Here is a 16,643-nt window from a genome sequence, read left to right on the forward strand (position 1 = left end):
CCTCTTCATCATTTAGTGTTGTTTCGTTAAATTAAAGCCTGCTTAATGCAGGCTTTTTTATTCAGGCAAGAGTATTCAGGCTAGAGTTTGAGCTAATGAGTTAATCTTAACTCTTGTCGGTGTTCATGTTCATGGTTTTCGGCGCACTTTTCACATCGTTGTTCAACAGGATCTATCGCTAAACGGTTTATGCCTATTTCACTTTCACAGTCTGAACATAATCCATAAAGTCCAATATCCAGTTGGCATAGCGCCGCATCGAGTTTCGTGACTTGAATGAATAACGGGTGTTCACATAAACCTAAGTCTGTTAACTGAGCAATTAACTCACACAGGGACTGATCTTGTGAGTCTAGCTTTAGCTGTTTGCTCTCGGCAAGCGTACCTATCTCTTTCCTTAGATTCGATTCAAGCTGCGACAATTCATGTCTGATTGGGGGTCTGCTCATCGAGAATGTGCCTTGTTATCTGTTTCGTAGAAATAGTCTAAACAGCTATAGCTTTATGACTATGACTAAGATCAAATGTCAGGCAGGTTTAGTGTATGTTTTGATAAGATATTAGCTGATCTGACCTGTTCGCAGCTTGTTTTTCATGTACAAATTTATGGCATTTGCTTGAGATAACAGGCATTCCACCTCTTGAGACACTAGCTGAGTGACTTTAAAAGCGTCAAGATATCAGGGGTTTTCTTCAGAACTCTTAACTCCATAAATAATTCATCAGCTTCACTGTATTGATTTGCAATAAATTTAAGCCACTGTTTAATGCGAGCAGGGTAGTACTTCTCTTTCTCGCTAACAATCTCATATTCTGAGTATTGCAGTAACAAGTGTAAGACTTGAGTCCAAGGCATTTTAGTTTGTGAGCCTTTGATGACTTGAGCTAGGTTAGGTACAGCTAATGCGCCTCTGCCTATCATCACATCACTACAACCTGAAACTTTTTTGCATTTCAGATAATCGTCTAGGCTCCATATTTCGCCGTTGGCGATAACTGGGATTGAAATCGCATCACGTATTTGATGAATATACTCCCAGTGTGCAGGCGGCCTGTAGCCTTCCTCTTTAGTTCGAGCATGGACGGTGAGTTCAGTGGCGCCAGCAGCTTCAATAGCATTCGATATTTCGATGCAGCGGCTCTTGTCATCCCAACCCAAGCGAATTTTGGCCGATACGGGCATGTTAAGAGGCACGGCTTCTCTAACAGCTTTGACAACTTTATAGATGGTTTCAGGCTCTTTGAGCAGGGCGGCTCCGCCGTTACTCCGATTAACCATAGGGGCCGGACATCCAAAATTAAGATCAACGCCTTTAGAACCGAGCGTTATGGCGCGGCTGGCATTTTCTGCCATCCATTGAGGGTGTTGGCCAAGTAGTTGTAGACGTACAGGTGTGCCCGAGACAGTTTTACTGTGATTAGCCAGCTCTGAGCATAGTCGATAAAACACTTTTTCAGGAAGCAGCTGATCCACCACTCGAATAAATTCGCTGATGACCAGATCATATCCACCAACACTGGTTAGCAGTGCTCTCATTGGTGCATCGGCAACGCCTTCCATTGGTGCTAAAACGACTCTCATTGTGCACAGTATCTCATTGTTAAAATCTACCTTAATGGTAATTTGCTGCTATTTTTAATAACTAGGCCTCAATTACTATTGATTGAATTAATAAAGCCTAGATTAACTGGGGGCGCATTCTAACCTATGCAGACTAGTGATACAAAAACTAGTCGTCATCTTGGTTTGTGATAAGCATTTCAATAAGAAGTGGTCACGAACTGCTGGGTTTAACCATACTTTTGTACATTGCTATCGCGCTTAAATTGGTGCATAAATGTGACGTATGTAAAAAAAATGAAATAAGTTTGCGCTGTGTCGGGTCTACTTATGCAAGCCAGCTGACATGCAGTTTGGTTGGTAACCGAAACTACTTTATTGATCTGAAAGGAATACATTATGAACTTAGTTAAAAAAACTGCTGTTGCTGCTGCCCTAGGTACTGTTGTTATGGGTTCGGCTTTTGCTGCTGAAGCCAATACGAATCCATTTGGTTATAGCCAGATGGAATCTGGTTACCAACTTGCTGATGGTGAAGGCAAGTGCGGTGGTGATATGAAGAAAGGAAAAGAGGGTAAGTGCGGTGAAGGTAAATGTGGCGGCGACATGAAAAAAGCCAAAGAGGGTAAATGTGGCGAAGGCAAGTGTGGCGGCGACATGAAAAAAGCCAAAGAGGGTAAATGTGGCGAAGGCAAGTGTGGCGGTGACATGAAAAAAGCCAAAGAGGGTAAATGTGGCGAAGGCAAGTGTGGCGGCGACATGAAAAAGGCCAAAGAAGGTAAGTGTGGCGGCGATATGAAAAAAGCCAAAGAAGGTAAGTGTGGCGAAGGCAAGTGTGGCGGTGACAAGTAAAGGGTATTTACTCTGTTAGATATTATCTAACAGTACTGTTTAAATAAGGCCGGATAATTCTGGCCTTTTTATTTTGTCTAGCCAGTACTACGACACTAATTGGTATTGTGGGGAGCGAAAATGATTGAGCGAGCTAGTGTAGGTTTAGGTTTAAGACGTGAGATGCTCGATGAGTTTTGCTCTGCTATTCCTAAGGAGATTGATTTTTTTGAAATAGCGCCTGAAAACTGGATGACATTGGGTGGTAAATACGGCAAACAACTTAGGTCATTAACTGAGCAGAAGCCGTTTGTGTGTCATGGGCTTTCTTTGTCTATTGGCAGTCCATCCCCGTTAGATATTGAATTTGTTACTAACATCAAAAAATTTTTGGATGAACACGGTATTGAGCAATATTCAGAGCACCTAAGCTACTGCTCTGGCACTGGGCATATGTATGATCTGATGCCTATCCCTTTCACTGAAGAAGCGGTAAGACATGTGGTGAATCGTGTTAAGCAGGTTGAGGATATCATTGAACGCCCACTTATCCTGGAGAATGTCTCGTTTTATACCGCACCAGGTGCACAGATGAGTGAGCTTGAGTTTGTGAATGCTGTTTTAGAGGAGGCTGATTGTAAACTGCTTCTAGACGTTAATAATATCTATGTGAATTCAGTGAATCACAATTATGATGCTAGCCATTTCCTTAATGCCATGCCAACTGAGCGTATTGCCTATCTTCATATCGCTGGCCACTATCAAGAAGCTGAAGACATCATTGTGGATACTCACGGCGCAGATATTGTCTCCCCAGTGTGGCAATTGCTTGAGGAGTGCTATCGACAGCATGGCGTCTACCCAACCTTACTGGAAAGAGATTTCAATATCCCAAAGACAGAAGTGCTACTCAATGAAGTTAATGAGATCCATCATTATCAAGCCAATAGGCTACGAGATAAGTCTAGGAGAGCGTGATGCAGTTTGATGACATTCAACATTCGTTTATTCAATATATCAAAGAGCCGAAAAGTGTTTTACCGATAGGCACTGATGAAAGACGCATGAAGATTTATCGTGATCTGTTTTTTAATAATATTAATGGCTTCGTTTCTAGTGCATTTCCAGTACTAAAGAGCCTTTATTCTGATGAGCTTTGGCTGAGTTTGGTACAAAACTTCTTTGTTACTCATGATTGCCAGACACCTATTTTCATCGAAATAGCCCAAGAGTTTGTTGACTTTCTACAGACAGAATATCTAGCTAAGGAGACTGATCCTGCATTTTTACTCGAGCTAGCACATTATGAATATATGGAATTAGTCGTTGCCGTTGCAAAAGACAACCCTCAACAGCAGAGAATTGATAAACCCATTGAGCAAGTGTCCCTTTGCCTATCGGATAGCGCTCAGGTATTACAATACGCCTTTGCTGTTCAGCGTGTCAGTGAAGAGTATCAACCTATTGAGCCTGCAGAAACCGCCCAGTTATTTTGTCTTTACCGAGATGAACATGATGAGGTTATCTTTTTACAACTAAATCCACTCACGGCTCAAGTATTAGGCTTTATCTCTCAGTGGGATAGCATTGGGCTGGAGGAGCTTATTATTTGGTTAAAGCAGACCTATCCACAGCTTGATAGTGACGTGCTAGAAAATGGCTGCCTACAGATGCTTGAAGATCTTGCTAGCAAGGGAGTGGTTAAAGATTTCCATTACAGTTAATTGAGTTTGGTTTGTTTGCCAGCGTTGAGTGAATAGCTTGCAAGGAAAATGAAATCGGCACTTCCTTATTAGGGGACATATCCCTATAATGACGTCAAAAATTGATCTAGATCAATAAAATGTCATGTGAACGTAAGAGGAAGTTATGACTCAGCCCTTTAAAGACCCTTTTAATATCGTCTATTTTCTTGTTTTTATCCTTGTTTTGTTGATCCCGACGCTTCCTGCGAGCTTGTCTTGGTTGAAGATGGCTGGCGTGCTTTAACTACTAAGCTTTGACTTAAAGCTTAAGCGTATTCAGCGCTAGTAACCCTTTAGCTCTTTGGGTAGACTAACCACTCTTTTGAGTGGTTTTTTTATGAAGGGAAATAATGGTAATTAAGCGAGGTTTGTATTTAATCTGCGGTTTAGTGAGCTTAGCTTTAGGGTTACTTGGGATACCGCTGCCTATTTTACCAACAGTCCCCTTTATCTTGCTTGCCGCTTTCTGCTTTGCCCGTTCAAGTACTCGCTTACATCATTGGCTGATGACGCATCCTTGGTTTTCAGAAGCGCTTAATGATTGGGATAAACAACGCGCTATTCGTAAAGGATTAAAGAAGAAAGCCTACATTGTCAGTGGGCTCAGCTTTGGGGTTAGCATCGCCATTGTGCCTTTATTATGGGTCAAGATCATGTTGCTCTGTTTTGCAATTGGGCTAGGTTTCTACTTAAGACAGATCCCAGAACTCGAAGATTAGTACCTTTAATCTTGCCCTGTTAGGCCTCATAGACTCCAATGGCGAGGCGCTGCTTTATCTATACATATAATCCCCCGTTAATGTTAAACCTCTCGTTAGATTAATTTGGTAAATTGTGACGCTATACCTCAATTCCTGTTGTAATCGCATGAGAGATTGTTGCAACTGGGGTGAAAGACACATAAGCTTTAGCCGGATTTTTAAAAGCTGGCGATTTTAGCGAGCAAAACCAGAAAAGATGATGGTTATGAATACAGAAACTTTAGCATTGATAAAACAGAGCATTAAGACTATTCCGGATTACCCAAAAGCTGGGATCCTTTTCAGAGACGTGACTAGCTTGCTTGAAGAGCCTGAAGCTTATCGTGCAACGATTGAGCTGTTGACTGAAGAGTACAAAGATCAGGGCTTCACTAAAATTGTGGGTACCGAGGCACGAGGCTTTCTGTTTGGCGCCCCATTAGCATTAGCGTTAGGTGTCGGTTTTATCCCTGTACGTAAACCAGGTAAGTTGCCAAGAGAAACAATCTCTCAAAGTTATGATCTAGAATATGGCCAAGATGTACTTGAGCTGCATACCGATGCGATTAATGCTGATGATAAAGTATTGGTTGTGGATGACTTACTGGCAACAGGTGGCACTATTGAAGCTACTGTAAAGCTTATTCGTAAGCTAGGTGGTCAAGTTAACCACGCTGCATTTGTGATCTCTTTGCCTGATATCGGCGGTGAAAAGCGCTTAGAAGCTATGGATATCGAACTCGTTAAACTTTGTGAATTTGAAGGCGAGTAACTTTAGAGGTTAAATTGTTATCCTAAAGGCGAATTATCACCCGTAAAAATGCTCCTCAGTAGCGCCACTTAACGCGACATGTTAAGGTGCTGATAACTGAGGAGCGTGCTCCCGAAATTAACAAGTGACACTTTGGGGAGTTCCATGTCATATCAGGTGTTGGCCAGAAAATGGCGCCCTGCCACCTTTGAGCAAATGGTTGGTCAATCTCATGTTTTACATGCATTAACCAATGCGCTCAGCCAGCAAAGATTACATCATGCATACCTGTTTTCCGGCACTCGTGGAGTTGGGAAGACCAGTCTCGCACGTCTATTTGCCAAAGGTTTAAATTGCGAGCAAGGTGTCACAGCATCACCTTGTGGTCAGTGCTCGAGCTGTGTTGAGATCTCTGAGGGGCGTTTTGTCGATCTTATTGAAGTCGATGCAGCCTCTCGTACTAAGGTTGATGACACCCGGGAACTGCTAGATAACGTTCAGTATCGTCCTAGTCGTGGCCGTTATAAAGTTTATCTGATTGATGAAGTTCATATGCTCTCTAGAAGTAGCTTTAATGCGCTACTAAAGACACTTGAAGAGCCACCTGAGCATGTGAAATTTTTGCTTGCGACAACCGATCCACAACGCTTACCTGTCACTGTTTTATCTCGCTGTTTGCAATTTAACTTGAAGAGTTTGACTCAAGAGGAGATAGCGAATCAGCTGTCTCATGTACTTGGACAAGAGCAGATTGAGTTTGATAAGCCGGCATTGAGTTTACTCGCTAAATCAGCAAATGGCAGTATGCGTGATGCATTGAGCCTAGCCGATCAATCGATTGCATTTGGCGCGGGGAAAGTTCACCTTGCTCAAGTGCAAACGATGCTTGGGAGTATTGATGAGCAGCATGTCATTTCGCTGCTCGAGGCCTTAGTTCAAGGTGATATTCCCAACCTAATGCAGCTTGTTGATAAGGTGATCTCTTTTGGTGCTGACTCCCATGAGGTTTTACGCAGTTTACTAGAGCTATTGCATCAAATTACTTTGAGTCAATTTGCGCCTGCAGCCGCTCAGCTTTCTATATATAGTAAGCAGATAACTGCTTTCTCTGAGCAGTTAAGCCCAGAGCAAGTACAGCTGTATTATCAGCTCCTGCTTGCTGGTAGGAAAGATCTTCCCCATGCTCCAGACCCTAAGTCTGGGCTTGAGATGGCGTTATTAAGAGCTGTCGCTTTTGTCCCTGAGACACCTGTTACTCGCTGGGTTGTAGAAAAGCCTGTTTCAATCACTTTATCAGAAGTCGATGCAACTCACGCTGCTACTGATATTGAGCAAACTGTGAGTGTGAAGTCTGAGAGTAGCGCTCAACAAGTCAACCCGTCAGCTCCAAGTGATGAGCAAGAAGAGGCGGATGATAGCGGGGTTTTAAACTCACTAGACAGTGAGCAAGCTTTGATTTTAAGCCAAGCGGCAAGTCAAGGTATGGTACAAGCTGACATCTCGCCTGTTACGACAAAAAGCGAAACTGCCAGTATATCAAACCCTTTGAATTCTGCAGAAAACCTAGATGCTTCTGCGAGTAAGCCTGTCATAGCCGAAGAGGTTAAAGACACTGCGAATACAAGCATTGCACTTGCAGGGAGTGAGCTTGTAGAAACTGAAGTTGTAGAGAGTGAGCAAGAAGTAACGTCTGAACTTGCTACTTCCGTTGCTAAAAGTGAACTGAGCTCAGAGCCCTCCCATGACACGGCCCGCCCAACAAATCACTATGATGAACAATATTTAGTTCAAGCCCAAGCGCAAGATGATCAATTTGATTATCAGCAACAAGATTATCAACAACAAGACTACCAGCAAGATAATCAGCAAGATGGCATGTCGTCAGAGGACTATCTCCCCTTCGATAGCCTTCCCGCTACACAAGGCACTGCCGGGACTAACGGCGTAGAGGCTGTGAATTTGGCTCAGCAAGGTGAACAAGAATCATCTGCTCCATTAACCGCGGCCTCTGAACATTTAAATGCTGAAGAAGACATTTTAGATGCGGTACTTGCTGCCAGAGACTCTCTACTTACCGACTTGGCTAAGAAGCCTGAGGAGAGTGGTGGAAAAAAGCCTGAAGCTCAGCGTAAGGAGTTTGTACCTCCTAAGCGCAAGCCAGATGCTGAGCCTCAAGTTGCAGCTAAAGATACGACAGAGGAACCTGACACCGCTATAGCTAAGCCTGGTACTTCTGCATCTACGCAGCCTCCTGTCACTCAATTGCCAGTGAACAGTGACATCGAAGATAGGCCTCCTTGGGAAGAGCAGGAAAGTGAACAAGACTCTTTACTTAATGCGCCAGTGCTTAATGAACCAGTTTTAAATGAACAAGCCCTGAACGAGCCTGCACTTAACGAAACTGGGGTTAACAAAGCTGCTAACATAGGGACTCGTGTTGTTGAAGGCACTCAATCTGTTGCTGCACCAGCTGTACAGAATAATAGCAGTATTGAAGCAGTACAAATTGATGGTTCCAGTGTTGATCATTTCCCCCCTTTAGGTGAGGGAGAGGTCACGGGCAACGAAATAGACTTGAAGTGGTATCGATTGATGACTGCTATTGATGTCGGCGGGCGAGTGCGCCAATTGGCAGTAAATTCAGTGTGTCACCAATTTACTCAACCATTGTCACTCTTGCTTAAGCCAAATCAGAAGCATTTGGCTGCTGAAATTGCAATCGTACAGTTAGAGGAGGCACTATCACGTGCTTTAGAAACTGATGAATGTAAAGTGAATATCACTGTGGGCCTTGATGAGCAAAGAGAAACACCACTTGAGATACGACAGCGATTTCATCGCGAGATTCAGTCTCAAGCGCACCATTGTTTAGTCACAGATATTAATATCCAATGGCTAGTTAGCCAAATGGATGCAGAATTGGAGCCCGATAGCTTAAGTTACTCACCTGAGTTATTGAGTTTAAAAGGAAATAGCATTGAACTTATCGATAAGTCGAACTTTAAGGCGTTACCTCAGTCATAAGATTGTGCGGCTTTGATTGATTATCAGCGTTATTTAAGTAAGATGAGCCAACTTTATTTGACCCTAAATTGAAGAGAAAATAGATATGTTTGGAAAAGGCGGTATGGGTAACCTGATGAAGCAGGCCCAGCAGATGCAAGATAAAATGGCAAAAGTGCAAGAAGAGATCGCACGTATGGAAGTGACTGGCGAAGCCGGTGCTGGCCTTGTTAAAGTGACTATGACGGGTTCTCACAGTGTACGTAAAGTTGATATCGATCCTAGCTTGCTAGAAGATGATAAAGAGATGCTGGAAGATCTTATTGCAGCAGCTTGCAACGATGCGGCGCGCCGTGTAGAAGAGAGCCAAAAAGAGAGAATGGCTGAAGTGACTGGCGGTATGCAACTACCACCAGGCATGAAGATGCCGTTCTAATCTGGACGAAATTTAAAAGATGAAATTTAGTCCTCTCGTCGATGAATTAATACAGTCACTGAAGTGTTTACCTGGCGTAGGCCCAAAGTCTGCCCAGAGAATGGCATTTCAGTTATTGGAGCGAGACAGAAAAGCTGGACAGTCTCTTGGTGAGGCTCTCTCTAAAGCTATGAGTGATGTAGGGCATTGCCAAGCGTGTCGTACTTTTACTGAAGAGAGCCACTGTCCCATCTGTGCCAGTAGTAAACGCGGTCAATCAGATGTTATCTGTGTTGTTGAAACGCCTGCTGATGTTTTAGCCATTGAGGCTGGTGGTCATTTTTCTGGGCGATACTTTGTATTACTTGGGCACCTTTCTCCTCTGGACGGTGTCGGCCCCGACGAGCTTGGACTTGCTTTGCTGGAATCACAGTTATCATCAGGTGATGTAGCTGAATTGATTTTGGCAACCAACCCAACAGTTGAAGGGGATGCTACAGCGCATTTTATTGCAGATATGGCAAAGACCCATCAGGTGTCGGTAAGCCGTATCGCTCATGGCGTTCCTGTTGGTGGCGAGCTTGAATATGTCGATAGCACCACATTGGCGCTATCATTTAATGGGCGCTTACCTCTCTAACCTGTGAACTTGCCCTGTTTTAGTTGCACTTTATTACTTAGTGTTAGTAGTTAGTTAAAGTGACATCAGGTTTGAAAATCCAGTATTTGCTATGCAAGTACTGGATTTTTTTTAACCATTCAGAATGATGAATTCGATTTCCCCTTGAAAAGCCAGATTCCAGCCCCATCTCTAATGCATAGCGAATTATGTGTAACTACGACTCGATTCAAATTGAATTAGTTTTGTGAAATACAGAGGGAATACTCCATGTCACAACAAGAAACTCACGGCTTTCAAACTGAAGTCAAGCAACTACTGAACTTGATGATCCACTCTTTATATTCCAACAAAGAGATTTTCTTGCGTGAATTGGTTTCAAATGCCGCCGATGCTGCAGATAAATTACGTTATGAAGCCCTGACAAACGATGCGCTTTATGAAGGTGATGGCGAGCTTAATGTGCGCATTAGTGCCGATAAAGATAAAGGTACTGTAACCATCAGCGATAATGGTATCGGTATGACTCGTGATGGTGTGATTGAGCATCTAGGTACTATCGCTAAATCAGGCACCGCAGATTTCTTCAAGAACTTATCTGGTGATGAGTCAAAAGACTCTCAGTTAATTGGTCAGTTTGGTGTAGGCTTCTATTCATCATTTATTGTTGCCGATAAAGTAACAGTGCGCACTCGTGCTGCAGGCCATGGCGCTGATGAAGCGGTATTGTGGGAGTCACAAGGCGAGGGTGATTTCACCGTAGAGAATATCACTAAAGCGGCCCGCGGTACTGAAATTGTATTGCATCTTCGTGAAGAGGAAAAAGAATTTGCAGATGAGCATCGTCTGCGTTCAATTATTACTAAGTACTCAGATCATATCTCTGTACCTGTTGAGATGTTTGAGCAGGGCACGCCAGCGATTGAAGCGACTGACGATCAAGAAGCTGTTGCTGCGACTGAAGGCAGCTGGAAGCCGATGAACAAGGCGACTGCACTTTGGACTCGAAATAAGAGTGACGTGTCTAAAGAGGAGTATGAAGAGTTTTATAAGCATATCTCTCACGACTTTACCGACCCGCTACTTTGGAGCCATAACCGCGTTGAAGGTAAGCAGGAGTACACCAGCTTATTGTATATTCCAGCTAAAGCGCCTTGGGATATGTGGAACCGTGACCGTAAACATGGTTTGAAACTATTTGTACAGCGCGTTTTTGTAATGGATGATGCTGAGCAGTTTATGCCTAGCTACCTACGCTTTGTCCAGGGACTGATTGATTCAAATGATTTGCCTTTGAACGTGTCTCGTGAAATTTTACAGGACAACAAGGTGACAACGGCACTGAGAACTGCTGTGACTAAGCGTGTACTTGGTATGCTTGAGAAGCTGGCTAAAAATGATGCTGAGAAGTATCAGACGTTCTGGGCTGAGTTTGGTCAGGTTCTTAAAGAGGGACCTGCTGAAGATATGGTAAACAAGGAGCGTATCGCTGGCTTGTTACGTTTCTCATCAACCCATACTGAAGATGCTGCGCCTACTGTATCGCTTGCTGATTACGTTAGCCGCATGCAGGAAGGTCAAAGCAAGATTTATTACATCGTTGCTGATAGCCATGAGGCTGCTGCAAATAGCCCGCATCTTGAGCTGCTTCGTAAGAAGGGGATCGAAGTATTATTGATGTCTGAGCGTATTGATGAGTGGTTAATTAATCATCTGACAGACTTTGATGGTAAGCAACTTCATTCAGTTACTCGCGGCGATCTAGAGCTTGGTGAACTTGAAGATGCTGGTGAAAAAGAAGCACAAGAGAAGCTAGAAACTGATTCTGAAGGGCTTGTGAAGCGTGTTAAAGATTCATTAGGTGACAAGGTGTCAGCAGTGAAGGTGACGACTCGACTAACCGATACCCCTGCTTGTGTTGTCGCTGGTGAAGGTGAGATGTCTACTCAAATGATTAAGTTGATGGAAGCGGCTGGTCAAGCCGTTCCTGAAAGCAAGCCTACCTTTGAGATTAACCCTGAGCACCCACTGGTTGCACGTCTAAATGATGAGCAAGATGAAGAGTTATTTGCTCAGTGGAGCGATCTACTTCTTCAGCAGGCTCAGCTATCAGAGAAGGGCAGTCTTTCTGACCCATCAGCGTTTATCAAGCTCATGAACCAGATGCTATTGGCTAAACTTAAGTAAGCATCAGTAGTATTATGTGAAAGCAGAGCATCTAATGACCCATTGGTATCATTAGGGTTCTGCTTTTTTTTGCCTGCAGGTTAACCTAAAGTTAAATGGCAGGATAATATTTATATTTTGAGCTTTTAGCCAAGGTTAATTCTAAGGTTTTGTGCTCAAATGAGTAACGTAGGAGCGATATGGACACAGTTATAACGCTGACGAAAGAGAATATACAGCAGGTTGTCGATACCTCTATGGAGAATGTTGTTGTTCTCTGTTTTTGGTCCAAGCAAAGCCCAGAAAGCACAGGTTTAACTCAAACTTTGACCACCATGGCCAATCAGCACTTAGGTCGTTTTATCTTAGCGATGGTTGATTGTGATCAGGAGATGGAGATTGCTAATTATTTCCAGATCCAAAATCTCCCCACAACATTAGTACTGAGTGAAGGCAAACCGATTGATGGATTTGCTGGCGTGCAAGATGAAGCGCAAATTGCTGAGATGCTCGATAAGCATCTTCCTGCTCAATGGCAATTAAAACTGAATCAGGCCAAAGCGCTATTGTTGGAAAACGATCATGCTTCTGCACTTCATGTGTTAAAAGAAGCTTATGGTGAGTCGCCAAATGCAGAAGTTGCACTTGTTTATGCCGATGCTCAACTTATGGCTGGGCAATTGGTACTTGCGCAGGAGTTGTTAGACAGCATTGGTCTTGCAGATCAAGACAGCTATTATCAAACCTTAAAAGCAAAATTAACACTTGCAATTGATGCGGCTGATACGCCAGAGATCAGAGAGTTACAACTTGCTGTTAATAATGACCCTGACAATATTCCTCAGCTGTTATCGTTAGTCAAAGCCTTGCATCAAGCCAATAGAAACGAAGAGGCATTACCTTTACTCTTTTCGCCTTTGTCTCAAGACCTATCACTTGAAAATGGTGAAGCTAAGCAGCTTTTCTTGGAAATTTTGACGGCATTAGGGCAGGGAGATCAACTGGCTAATCAATATCGTCGTAAGCTCTACAGTTTATTATATTAAGCAAGCTAATATCTTTGGTAGTAAATCTAGCTTTTGATGATCTCATCGCTTGTCTATCAGGCTAAAGTCGAAGTTAAACTAGAATAAAACCCCTTCTAATGGGCGGTCAATTGTGCGAAAATCGCCGCCCAATGATAAAAAAATATGTGAAAATAAGAGGATTCTCGAAATGCGCATCATGTTATTAGGTGCCCCAGGTGCCGGTAAAGGTACCCAGGCCCAGTTCATCATGGAAAAGTACGGCGTCCCACAAATCTCTACGGGTGATATGCTGCGTGCAGCGATAAAAGCCGGTACAGCACTTGGCTTAGAAGCCAAGAAGGTAATGGATGCTGGTCAGTTGGTCTCAGATGAGCTCATCATTGGCTTAGTAAAAGAGCGTGTTGCACAAGATGATTGTGCTAAAGGTTTCCTGCTTGATGGCTTCCCGCGTACTATCCCGCAAGCTGATGCAATGGCGTCGAGTGGAATTAATATCGATCATGTTGTTGAGATTGATGTGCCAGACGAAGAGATTGTTAAGCGTATGGCTGGCCGTCGAGTTCACCCAGGTTCAGGGCGTGTTTACCACATCGTTTTCAATCAACCTAAGGTTGAAGGCAAGGATGATGTGACAGGTGAAGACCTTGCAATTCGTCCTGATGACGAAGAAGCTACAGTGCGTAAGCGTCTCGATATTTACCATGAGCAGACTAAGCCACTGGTTGAATACTACGGTAAAGTCGCCGCATCTGGTCAGGCAACTTACAACAAGTTTGATGGTACACAATCTGTTGATGCAGTGAGTCAAGAGATCGTTGCAGCACTAAGTTAACCTCAGCAGTTAATTTACAGTATATGAGCTAGTTCTCATATTTTTAAAAGCTCACCTAGGTGGGCTTTTTTTATATGTTTGTGAATGTTAGCCTAACGTTGAATTCTATATAAAAAGAGAGTGATTTTGAGCAAAACAACCCCAGCATTCGGTGTGCTTCTAGTCAACTTAGGGACACCTGATACACCAACGTCAAAAGATGTGCGTTCGTTTCTAAAACAGTTTTTAAGTGATCCTAGGGTTGTCGATCTCAATCCATTGATTTGGAAGCCTGTTCTTAATGGGATTATCTTAAATTTTCGCCCCGCTAAAGTCGCTAAACTCTATGAGTCAATTTGGTGGGATGAGGGTTCACCTCTTATGGTCGTCAGTCAGAGGCAAAGAGAGAAGTTGGCATACCAGTTACAAGAGCAATTAGGGCAAGATATCCCCGTTGAGCTTGGGATGACCTATGGTAACCCCTCTTTAGGCACAGGCCTTGAGAAACTGAAATCTCAGGGGGTCGATAAAATCTTGGTGCTACCACTATACCCACAATACTCTTGCTCAACGGTAGCTGCAGTTTCTGATGCTATTGCTACTGAATATAAGGGGTGGAGGGAGGTGCCTGAAACGCGGCTTAATAAAGAATATTATCAGCACCCAGGTTATATATCCGCTTTGGCAACATCAGTTAGGGAGCATTGGGATAAATTTGGACAAGCAGATAAGCTGTTAATGTCTTTTCATGGTATCCCAGTGAGATATGTGACAGAGGGCGATCCCTATCAAGCACATTGCGAGAAAACTTCAGAACTACTGGCCCAAGCGCTAGGGCTTGATGATAGTCAGTGGCAACTATGTTATCAGTCAATTTTCGGTAAAGAGGAGTGGTTGACACCTCAAACTGACAAGGTACTAACTGCTTTACCTAAAGAAGGTGTTAAGTCCGTTGATATTATCAGCCCCGCTTTTGCTGCTGATTGTTTAGAGACACTTGAAGAGTTATCTATCGGTGGTAAAGAGATGTTTATAGAAGCTGGTGGGGAGCGCTATGAATTTGTTCCTTGCCTCAACGACAGCCCATCTCATATCGAGCTTCTTGTAGATTTAGTCAAACATCAAAGTATGGGCTGGCGTTAATTTTGTTTATCTTAGCTGGATTGACTAGAAAATTTAAACTAATTGCACCTTTTATAGCGTAAAACTGATGTGGGCCACTGGTGTATCAAGCAACATGTGATAATATCTGCCGCCGTTTATATTAGCCCTTAAATCTGGGCTAATATTTAAACTAATATTTTTAATTAGGCTGATTGAATTCGATCGGCATCTTTTTTCTGCTAAATGTTGAGAGCTCAGAATGAAGTTTCCTGGCCAACGTAAGTCCAAACATTATTTTCCTGTACAAAACCGTGACCCATTATTGGCTCAGCTCACCCAGCAACCAAATCGTTTACCTACCTATATTACAGGTATCGATCAGACATTAGTTGATATCGAAGCCAAAGTAGCGGATGAGCTGCTTGAGCGATATAAATTACCTAAAGGTAACTCAACACTGATTGATGATGAAAGTGCCCATGCCCTCTATTCTGAGCTAAAAAATTGCAAATTGATCAGCGATGAGTTTGCTGGAGGAACAATCGGTAATACTGTTCACAACTACTCGATACTGGCCGATGACCGTTCAGTGCTTTTTGGTGTGATGAGTAATAATATTGAAGTAGGAAGTTATGCCTACCGTTACCTATGTAACACTTCATCAAAGGTTGATCTTAATTACCTACAGCCTGTAGAGGGAGCCATTGGTCGCTGCTTCACTTTAATCTCTGAATGTGGCGAGCGCACCTTTGCGATCAGTAAAGGCTCTATGGATAAGCTAACACCTGAATACATAGATAAAGATCTTGTACAGGGTGCTTCAGCGTTAGTGCTGACAGCATATTTAATGAGAGCAAGCGGCGAAGATCAGATGACTCAAGCTGCACTGAAGGCCATTGAATATGCCAAAGAAGTTGGCGTGCCAGTGGTGTTGACGCTCGGTACACGCTTTTTAATTGAAGAAGATCCAGTTTGGTGGAAAAACTTCATTAATGAGAATGTCACCATTCTTGCTATGAATGAAGATGAAGGCGAGGCGCTCACAGGGTTTAAGGATCCGCTTGAGGCTAGTGACGCTGCACTTGAATTTTGCGATATGGTCCTCACCACTGCTGGACCTCTAGGCTTGTATACCGCAGGTTACACTGAAGACGCTGAAAAAAGAGAAACCAGTAATATTTTACTGCCTGGTGTGATCCCAGAGTTTAATCGTTTTGAGTTCTCCCGTCCTAAATTGAAAAGTGCTTGTGATGAACCTATTAAGGTTTTTGCCCATATCTCACCATATATGGGCGGACCTGAAAAGATCCGCAATACCAATGGCGCAGGAGACGGGGCCTTGTCTGCATTACTACATGACCTTGCTTCTAATACTTACCATAAAGAGAATGTGCCAGGTTCGAGTAAGCATAAACGTGATGGTTTATGTTACTCATCATTCTCACAGATCTGTAAGTATGCGAACCGAGTCGCCTATGAAGTGCTGGCTCAGCATAGCCCTCGACTGTCACGTGGACTACCAGAGCGAGAAGATAGTTTAGAAGAGTCATACTGGGAGAGATAATCGCTCCTATCTACTCTGACATAAAAAAAGCGTCCAATTGGACGCTTTTTTTATGTCTGGAACATTTATGCAGGTTTCTTAAAGAGACCATGGGTCCATGATGTTCCTGACATCAACTGGACATTCCCTACATCCATGTAGGTCAAGGTTTAAAACCTGCTTTATGTCTGGAACATTTATGCTCTTTGTTAAAGAGACTATGGGTCCATGATGTTCCTGACATCCATTGGACATTCCCTACATCCATGTAGGTCAAGGTTAGAAACCTTGGTTACCTCTGGAGCTTGTAAGCTTGGTAGTTAATT

General features: G+C 43.2%; 15 protein-coding genes. 13 read left to right on the plus strand and 2 right to left on the minus strand.

Annotation, left to right across the window (positions count from 1 at the left end; translation table 11 throughout):
- Positions 1–92: 92 nt before the first annotated feature.
- A complete protein-coding gene (locus BM736_RS04490) occupies positions 93–449 on the minus strand; it encodes a TraR/DksA C4-type zinc finger protein (protein ID WP_076409106.1) in 357 nt (118 codons plus the stop codon).
- Positions 450–649: 200 nt separating this feature from the next.
- On the minus strand, positions 650–1,582 hold the full coding sequence (gene dusC, locus BM736_RS04495) for a tRNA dihydrouridine(16) synthase DusC (protein ID WP_076409107.1): 933 nt from the start codon (positions 1,580–1,582) through the stop codon (positions 650–652).
- 378 nt (positions 1,583–1,960) lie between these two features.
- Between dusC and BM736_RS04500 the strand changes: the two genes are divergently transcribed.
- From BM736_RS04500 to BM736_RS04560, 13 genes are all read left to right on the plus strand, one after another.
- A complete protein-coding gene (locus BM736_RS04500) occupies positions 1,961–2,413 on the plus strand; it encodes a hypothetical protein (protein WP_076409109.1) in 453 nt (150 codons plus the stop codon).
- 120 nt (positions 2,414–2,533) lie between these two features.
- The gene (locus tag BM736_RS04505) at positions 2,534–3,370 is read left to right on the plus strand and encodes a DUF692 domain-containing protein (protein ID WP_076409111.1); all 837 of its coding nucleotides are present in this window, start codon (positions 2,534–2,536) and stop codon (positions 3,368–3,370) included.
- Positions 3,370–4,116 carry a DUF2063 domain-containing protein gene (locus BM736_RS04510; protein WP_076409113.1) on the plus strand — a complete coding sequence of 249 codons (747 nt, stop codon included), beginning with the start codon at positions 3,370–3,372 and terminating at the stop codon, positions 4,114–4,116. The genes BM736_RS04505 and BM736_RS04510 overlap by 1 nt, the downstream gene beginning before the upstream one ends.
- 371 nt (positions 4,117–4,487) lie before the next feature.
- Complete coding sequence (locus BM736_RS04515; protein ID WP_076409115.1) at positions 4,488–4,856, plus strand: YbaN family protein; 369 nt, start codon at positions 4,488–4,490, stop codon at positions 4,854–4,856.
- A 241-nt stretch (positions 4,857–5,097) separates the two neighbouring features.
- On the plus strand, positions 5,098–5,649 hold the full coding sequence (gene apt / locus BM736_RS04520) for an adenine phosphoribosyltransferase (RefSeq protein ID WP_143562345.1): 552 nt from the start codon (positions 5,098–5,100) through the stop codon (positions 5,647–5,649).
- A 144-nt stretch (positions 5,650–5,793) separates the two neighbouring features.
- Positions 5,794–8,652, plus strand: coding sequence for a DNA polymerase III subunit gamma/tau (dnaX, locus tag BM736_RS04525; protein WP_083699836.1), 2,859 nt, complete (start codon positions 5,794–5,796; stop codon positions 8,650–8,652).
- Between the two features lie 85 nt (positions 8,653–8,737).
- Positions 8,738–9,067: a YbaB/EbfC family nucleoid-associated protein gene (locus BM736_RS04530; RefSeq protein WP_076409121.1), complete on the plus strand. Its 330-nt coding sequence runs from the start codon at positions 8,738–8,740 to the stop codon at positions 9,065–9,067.
- A gap of 19 nt (positions 9,068–9,086) precedes the next feature.
- Positions 9,087–9,686, plus strand: coding sequence for a recombination mediator RecR (recR, locus tag BM736_RS04535; RefSeq protein ID WP_076409123.1), 600 nt, complete (start codon positions 9,087–9,089; stop codon positions 9,684–9,686).
- Positions 9,687–9,935: 249 nt separating this feature from the next.
- Entirely contained in the window at positions 9,936–11,852 is a 1,917-nt protein-coding gene (gene htpG / locus BM736_RS04540; RefSeq protein ID WP_076409125.1) for a molecular chaperone HtpG, read from the plus strand.
- Between the two features lie 179 nt (positions 11,853–12,031).
- The gene (locus BM736_RS04545) at positions 12,032–12,877 is read left to right on the plus strand and encodes a tetratricopeptide repeat protein (RefSeq protein ID WP_076409127.1); all 846 of its coding nucleotides are present in this window, start codon (positions 12,032–12,034) and stop codon (positions 12,875–12,877) included.
- A gap of 169 nt (positions 12,878–13,046) precedes the next feature.
- Positions 13,047–13,691, plus strand: a complete 645-nt coding sequence (gene adk / locus BM736_RS04550) for an adenylate kinase (protein ID WP_076409128.1) — start codon at positions 13,047–13,049, stop codon at positions 13,689–13,691.
- Positions 13,692–13,817: 126 nt separating this feature from the next.
- Positions 13,818–14,813, plus strand: a complete 996-nt coding sequence (gene hemH / locus BM736_RS04555; protein ID WP_076409130.1) for a ferrochelatase — start codon at positions 13,818–13,820, stop codon at positions 14,811–14,813.
- Positions 14,814–15,033: 220 nt separating this feature from the next.
- On the plus strand, positions 15,034–16,338 hold the full coding sequence (locus BM736_RS04560; RefSeq protein WP_076409132.1) for an inosine/guanosine kinase: 1,305 nt from the start codon (positions 15,034–15,036) through the stop codon (positions 16,336–16,338).
- Positions 16,339–16,643 lie beyond the last annotated feature (305 nt).

The sequence above is a fragment of the Shewanella sp. UCD-KL12 genome (assembly GCF_001957125.1).
In the GTDB taxonomy this organism is placed as follows: domain Bacteria; phylum Pseudomonadota; class Gammaproteobacteria; order Enterobacterales; family Shewanellaceae; genus Shewanella.

Excerpts from the sequence above, each read along its gene's own strand:
- dnaX (WP_083699836.1), top strand. The coding sequence starts at position 5,794 with ATGTCATATCAGGTGTTGGCCAGAAAATGGCGCCCTGCCACCTTTGAG.
- BM736_RS04505 (WP_076409111.1), top strand. The coding sequence starts at position 2,534 with ATGATTGAGCGAGCTAGTGTAGGTTTAGGTTTAAGACGTGAGATGCTC.
- recR (WP_076409123.1), top strand. The coding sequence starts at position 9,087 with ATGAAATTTAGTCCTCTCGTCGATGAATTAATACAGTCACTGAAGTGT.
- BM736_RS04530 (WP_076409121.1), top strand. The coding sequence starts at position 8,738 with ATGTTTGGAAAAGGCGGTATGGGTAACCTGATGAAGCAGGCCCAGCAG.
- BM736_RS04490 (WP_076409106.1), bottom strand. The coding sequence starts at position 449 with ATGAGCAGACCCCCAATCAGACATGAATTGTCGCAGCTTGAATCGAAT.
- BM736_RS04545 (WP_076409127.1), top strand. The coding sequence starts at position 12,032 with ATGGACACAGTTATAACGCTGACGAAAGAGAATATACAGCAGGTTGTC.
- BM736_RS04510 (WP_076409113.1), top strand. The coding sequence starts at position 3,370 with ATGCAGTTTGATGACATTCAACATTCGTTTATTCAATATATCAAAGAG.
- BM736_RS04515 (WP_076409115.1), top strand. The coding sequence starts at position 4,488 with ATGGTAATTAAGCGAGGTTTGTATTTAATCTGCGGTTTAGTGAGCTTA.
- BM736_RS04560 (WP_076409132.1), top strand. The coding sequence starts at position 15,034 with ATGAAGTTTCCTGGCCAACGTAAGTCCAAACATTATTTTCCTGTACAA.
- htpG (WP_076409125.1), top strand. The coding sequence starts at position 9,936 with ATGTCACAACAAGAAACTCACGGCTTTCAAACTGAAGTCAAGCAACTA.
- BM736_RS04500 (WP_076409109.1), top strand. The coding sequence starts at position 1,961 with ATGAACTTAGTTAAAAAAACTGCTGTTGCTGCTGCCCTAGGTACTGTT.
- dusC (WP_076409107.1), bottom strand. The coding sequence starts at position 1,582 with ATGAGAGTCGTTTTAGCACCAATGGAAGGCGTTGCCGATGCACCAATG.
- apt (WP_143562345.1), top strand. The coding sequence starts at position 5,098 with ATGGTTATGAATACAGAAACTTTAGCATTGATAAAACAGAGCATTAAG.
- adk (WP_076409128.1), top strand. The coding sequence starts at position 13,047 with ATGCGCATCATGTTATTAGGTGCCCCAGGTGCCGGTAAAGGTACCCAG.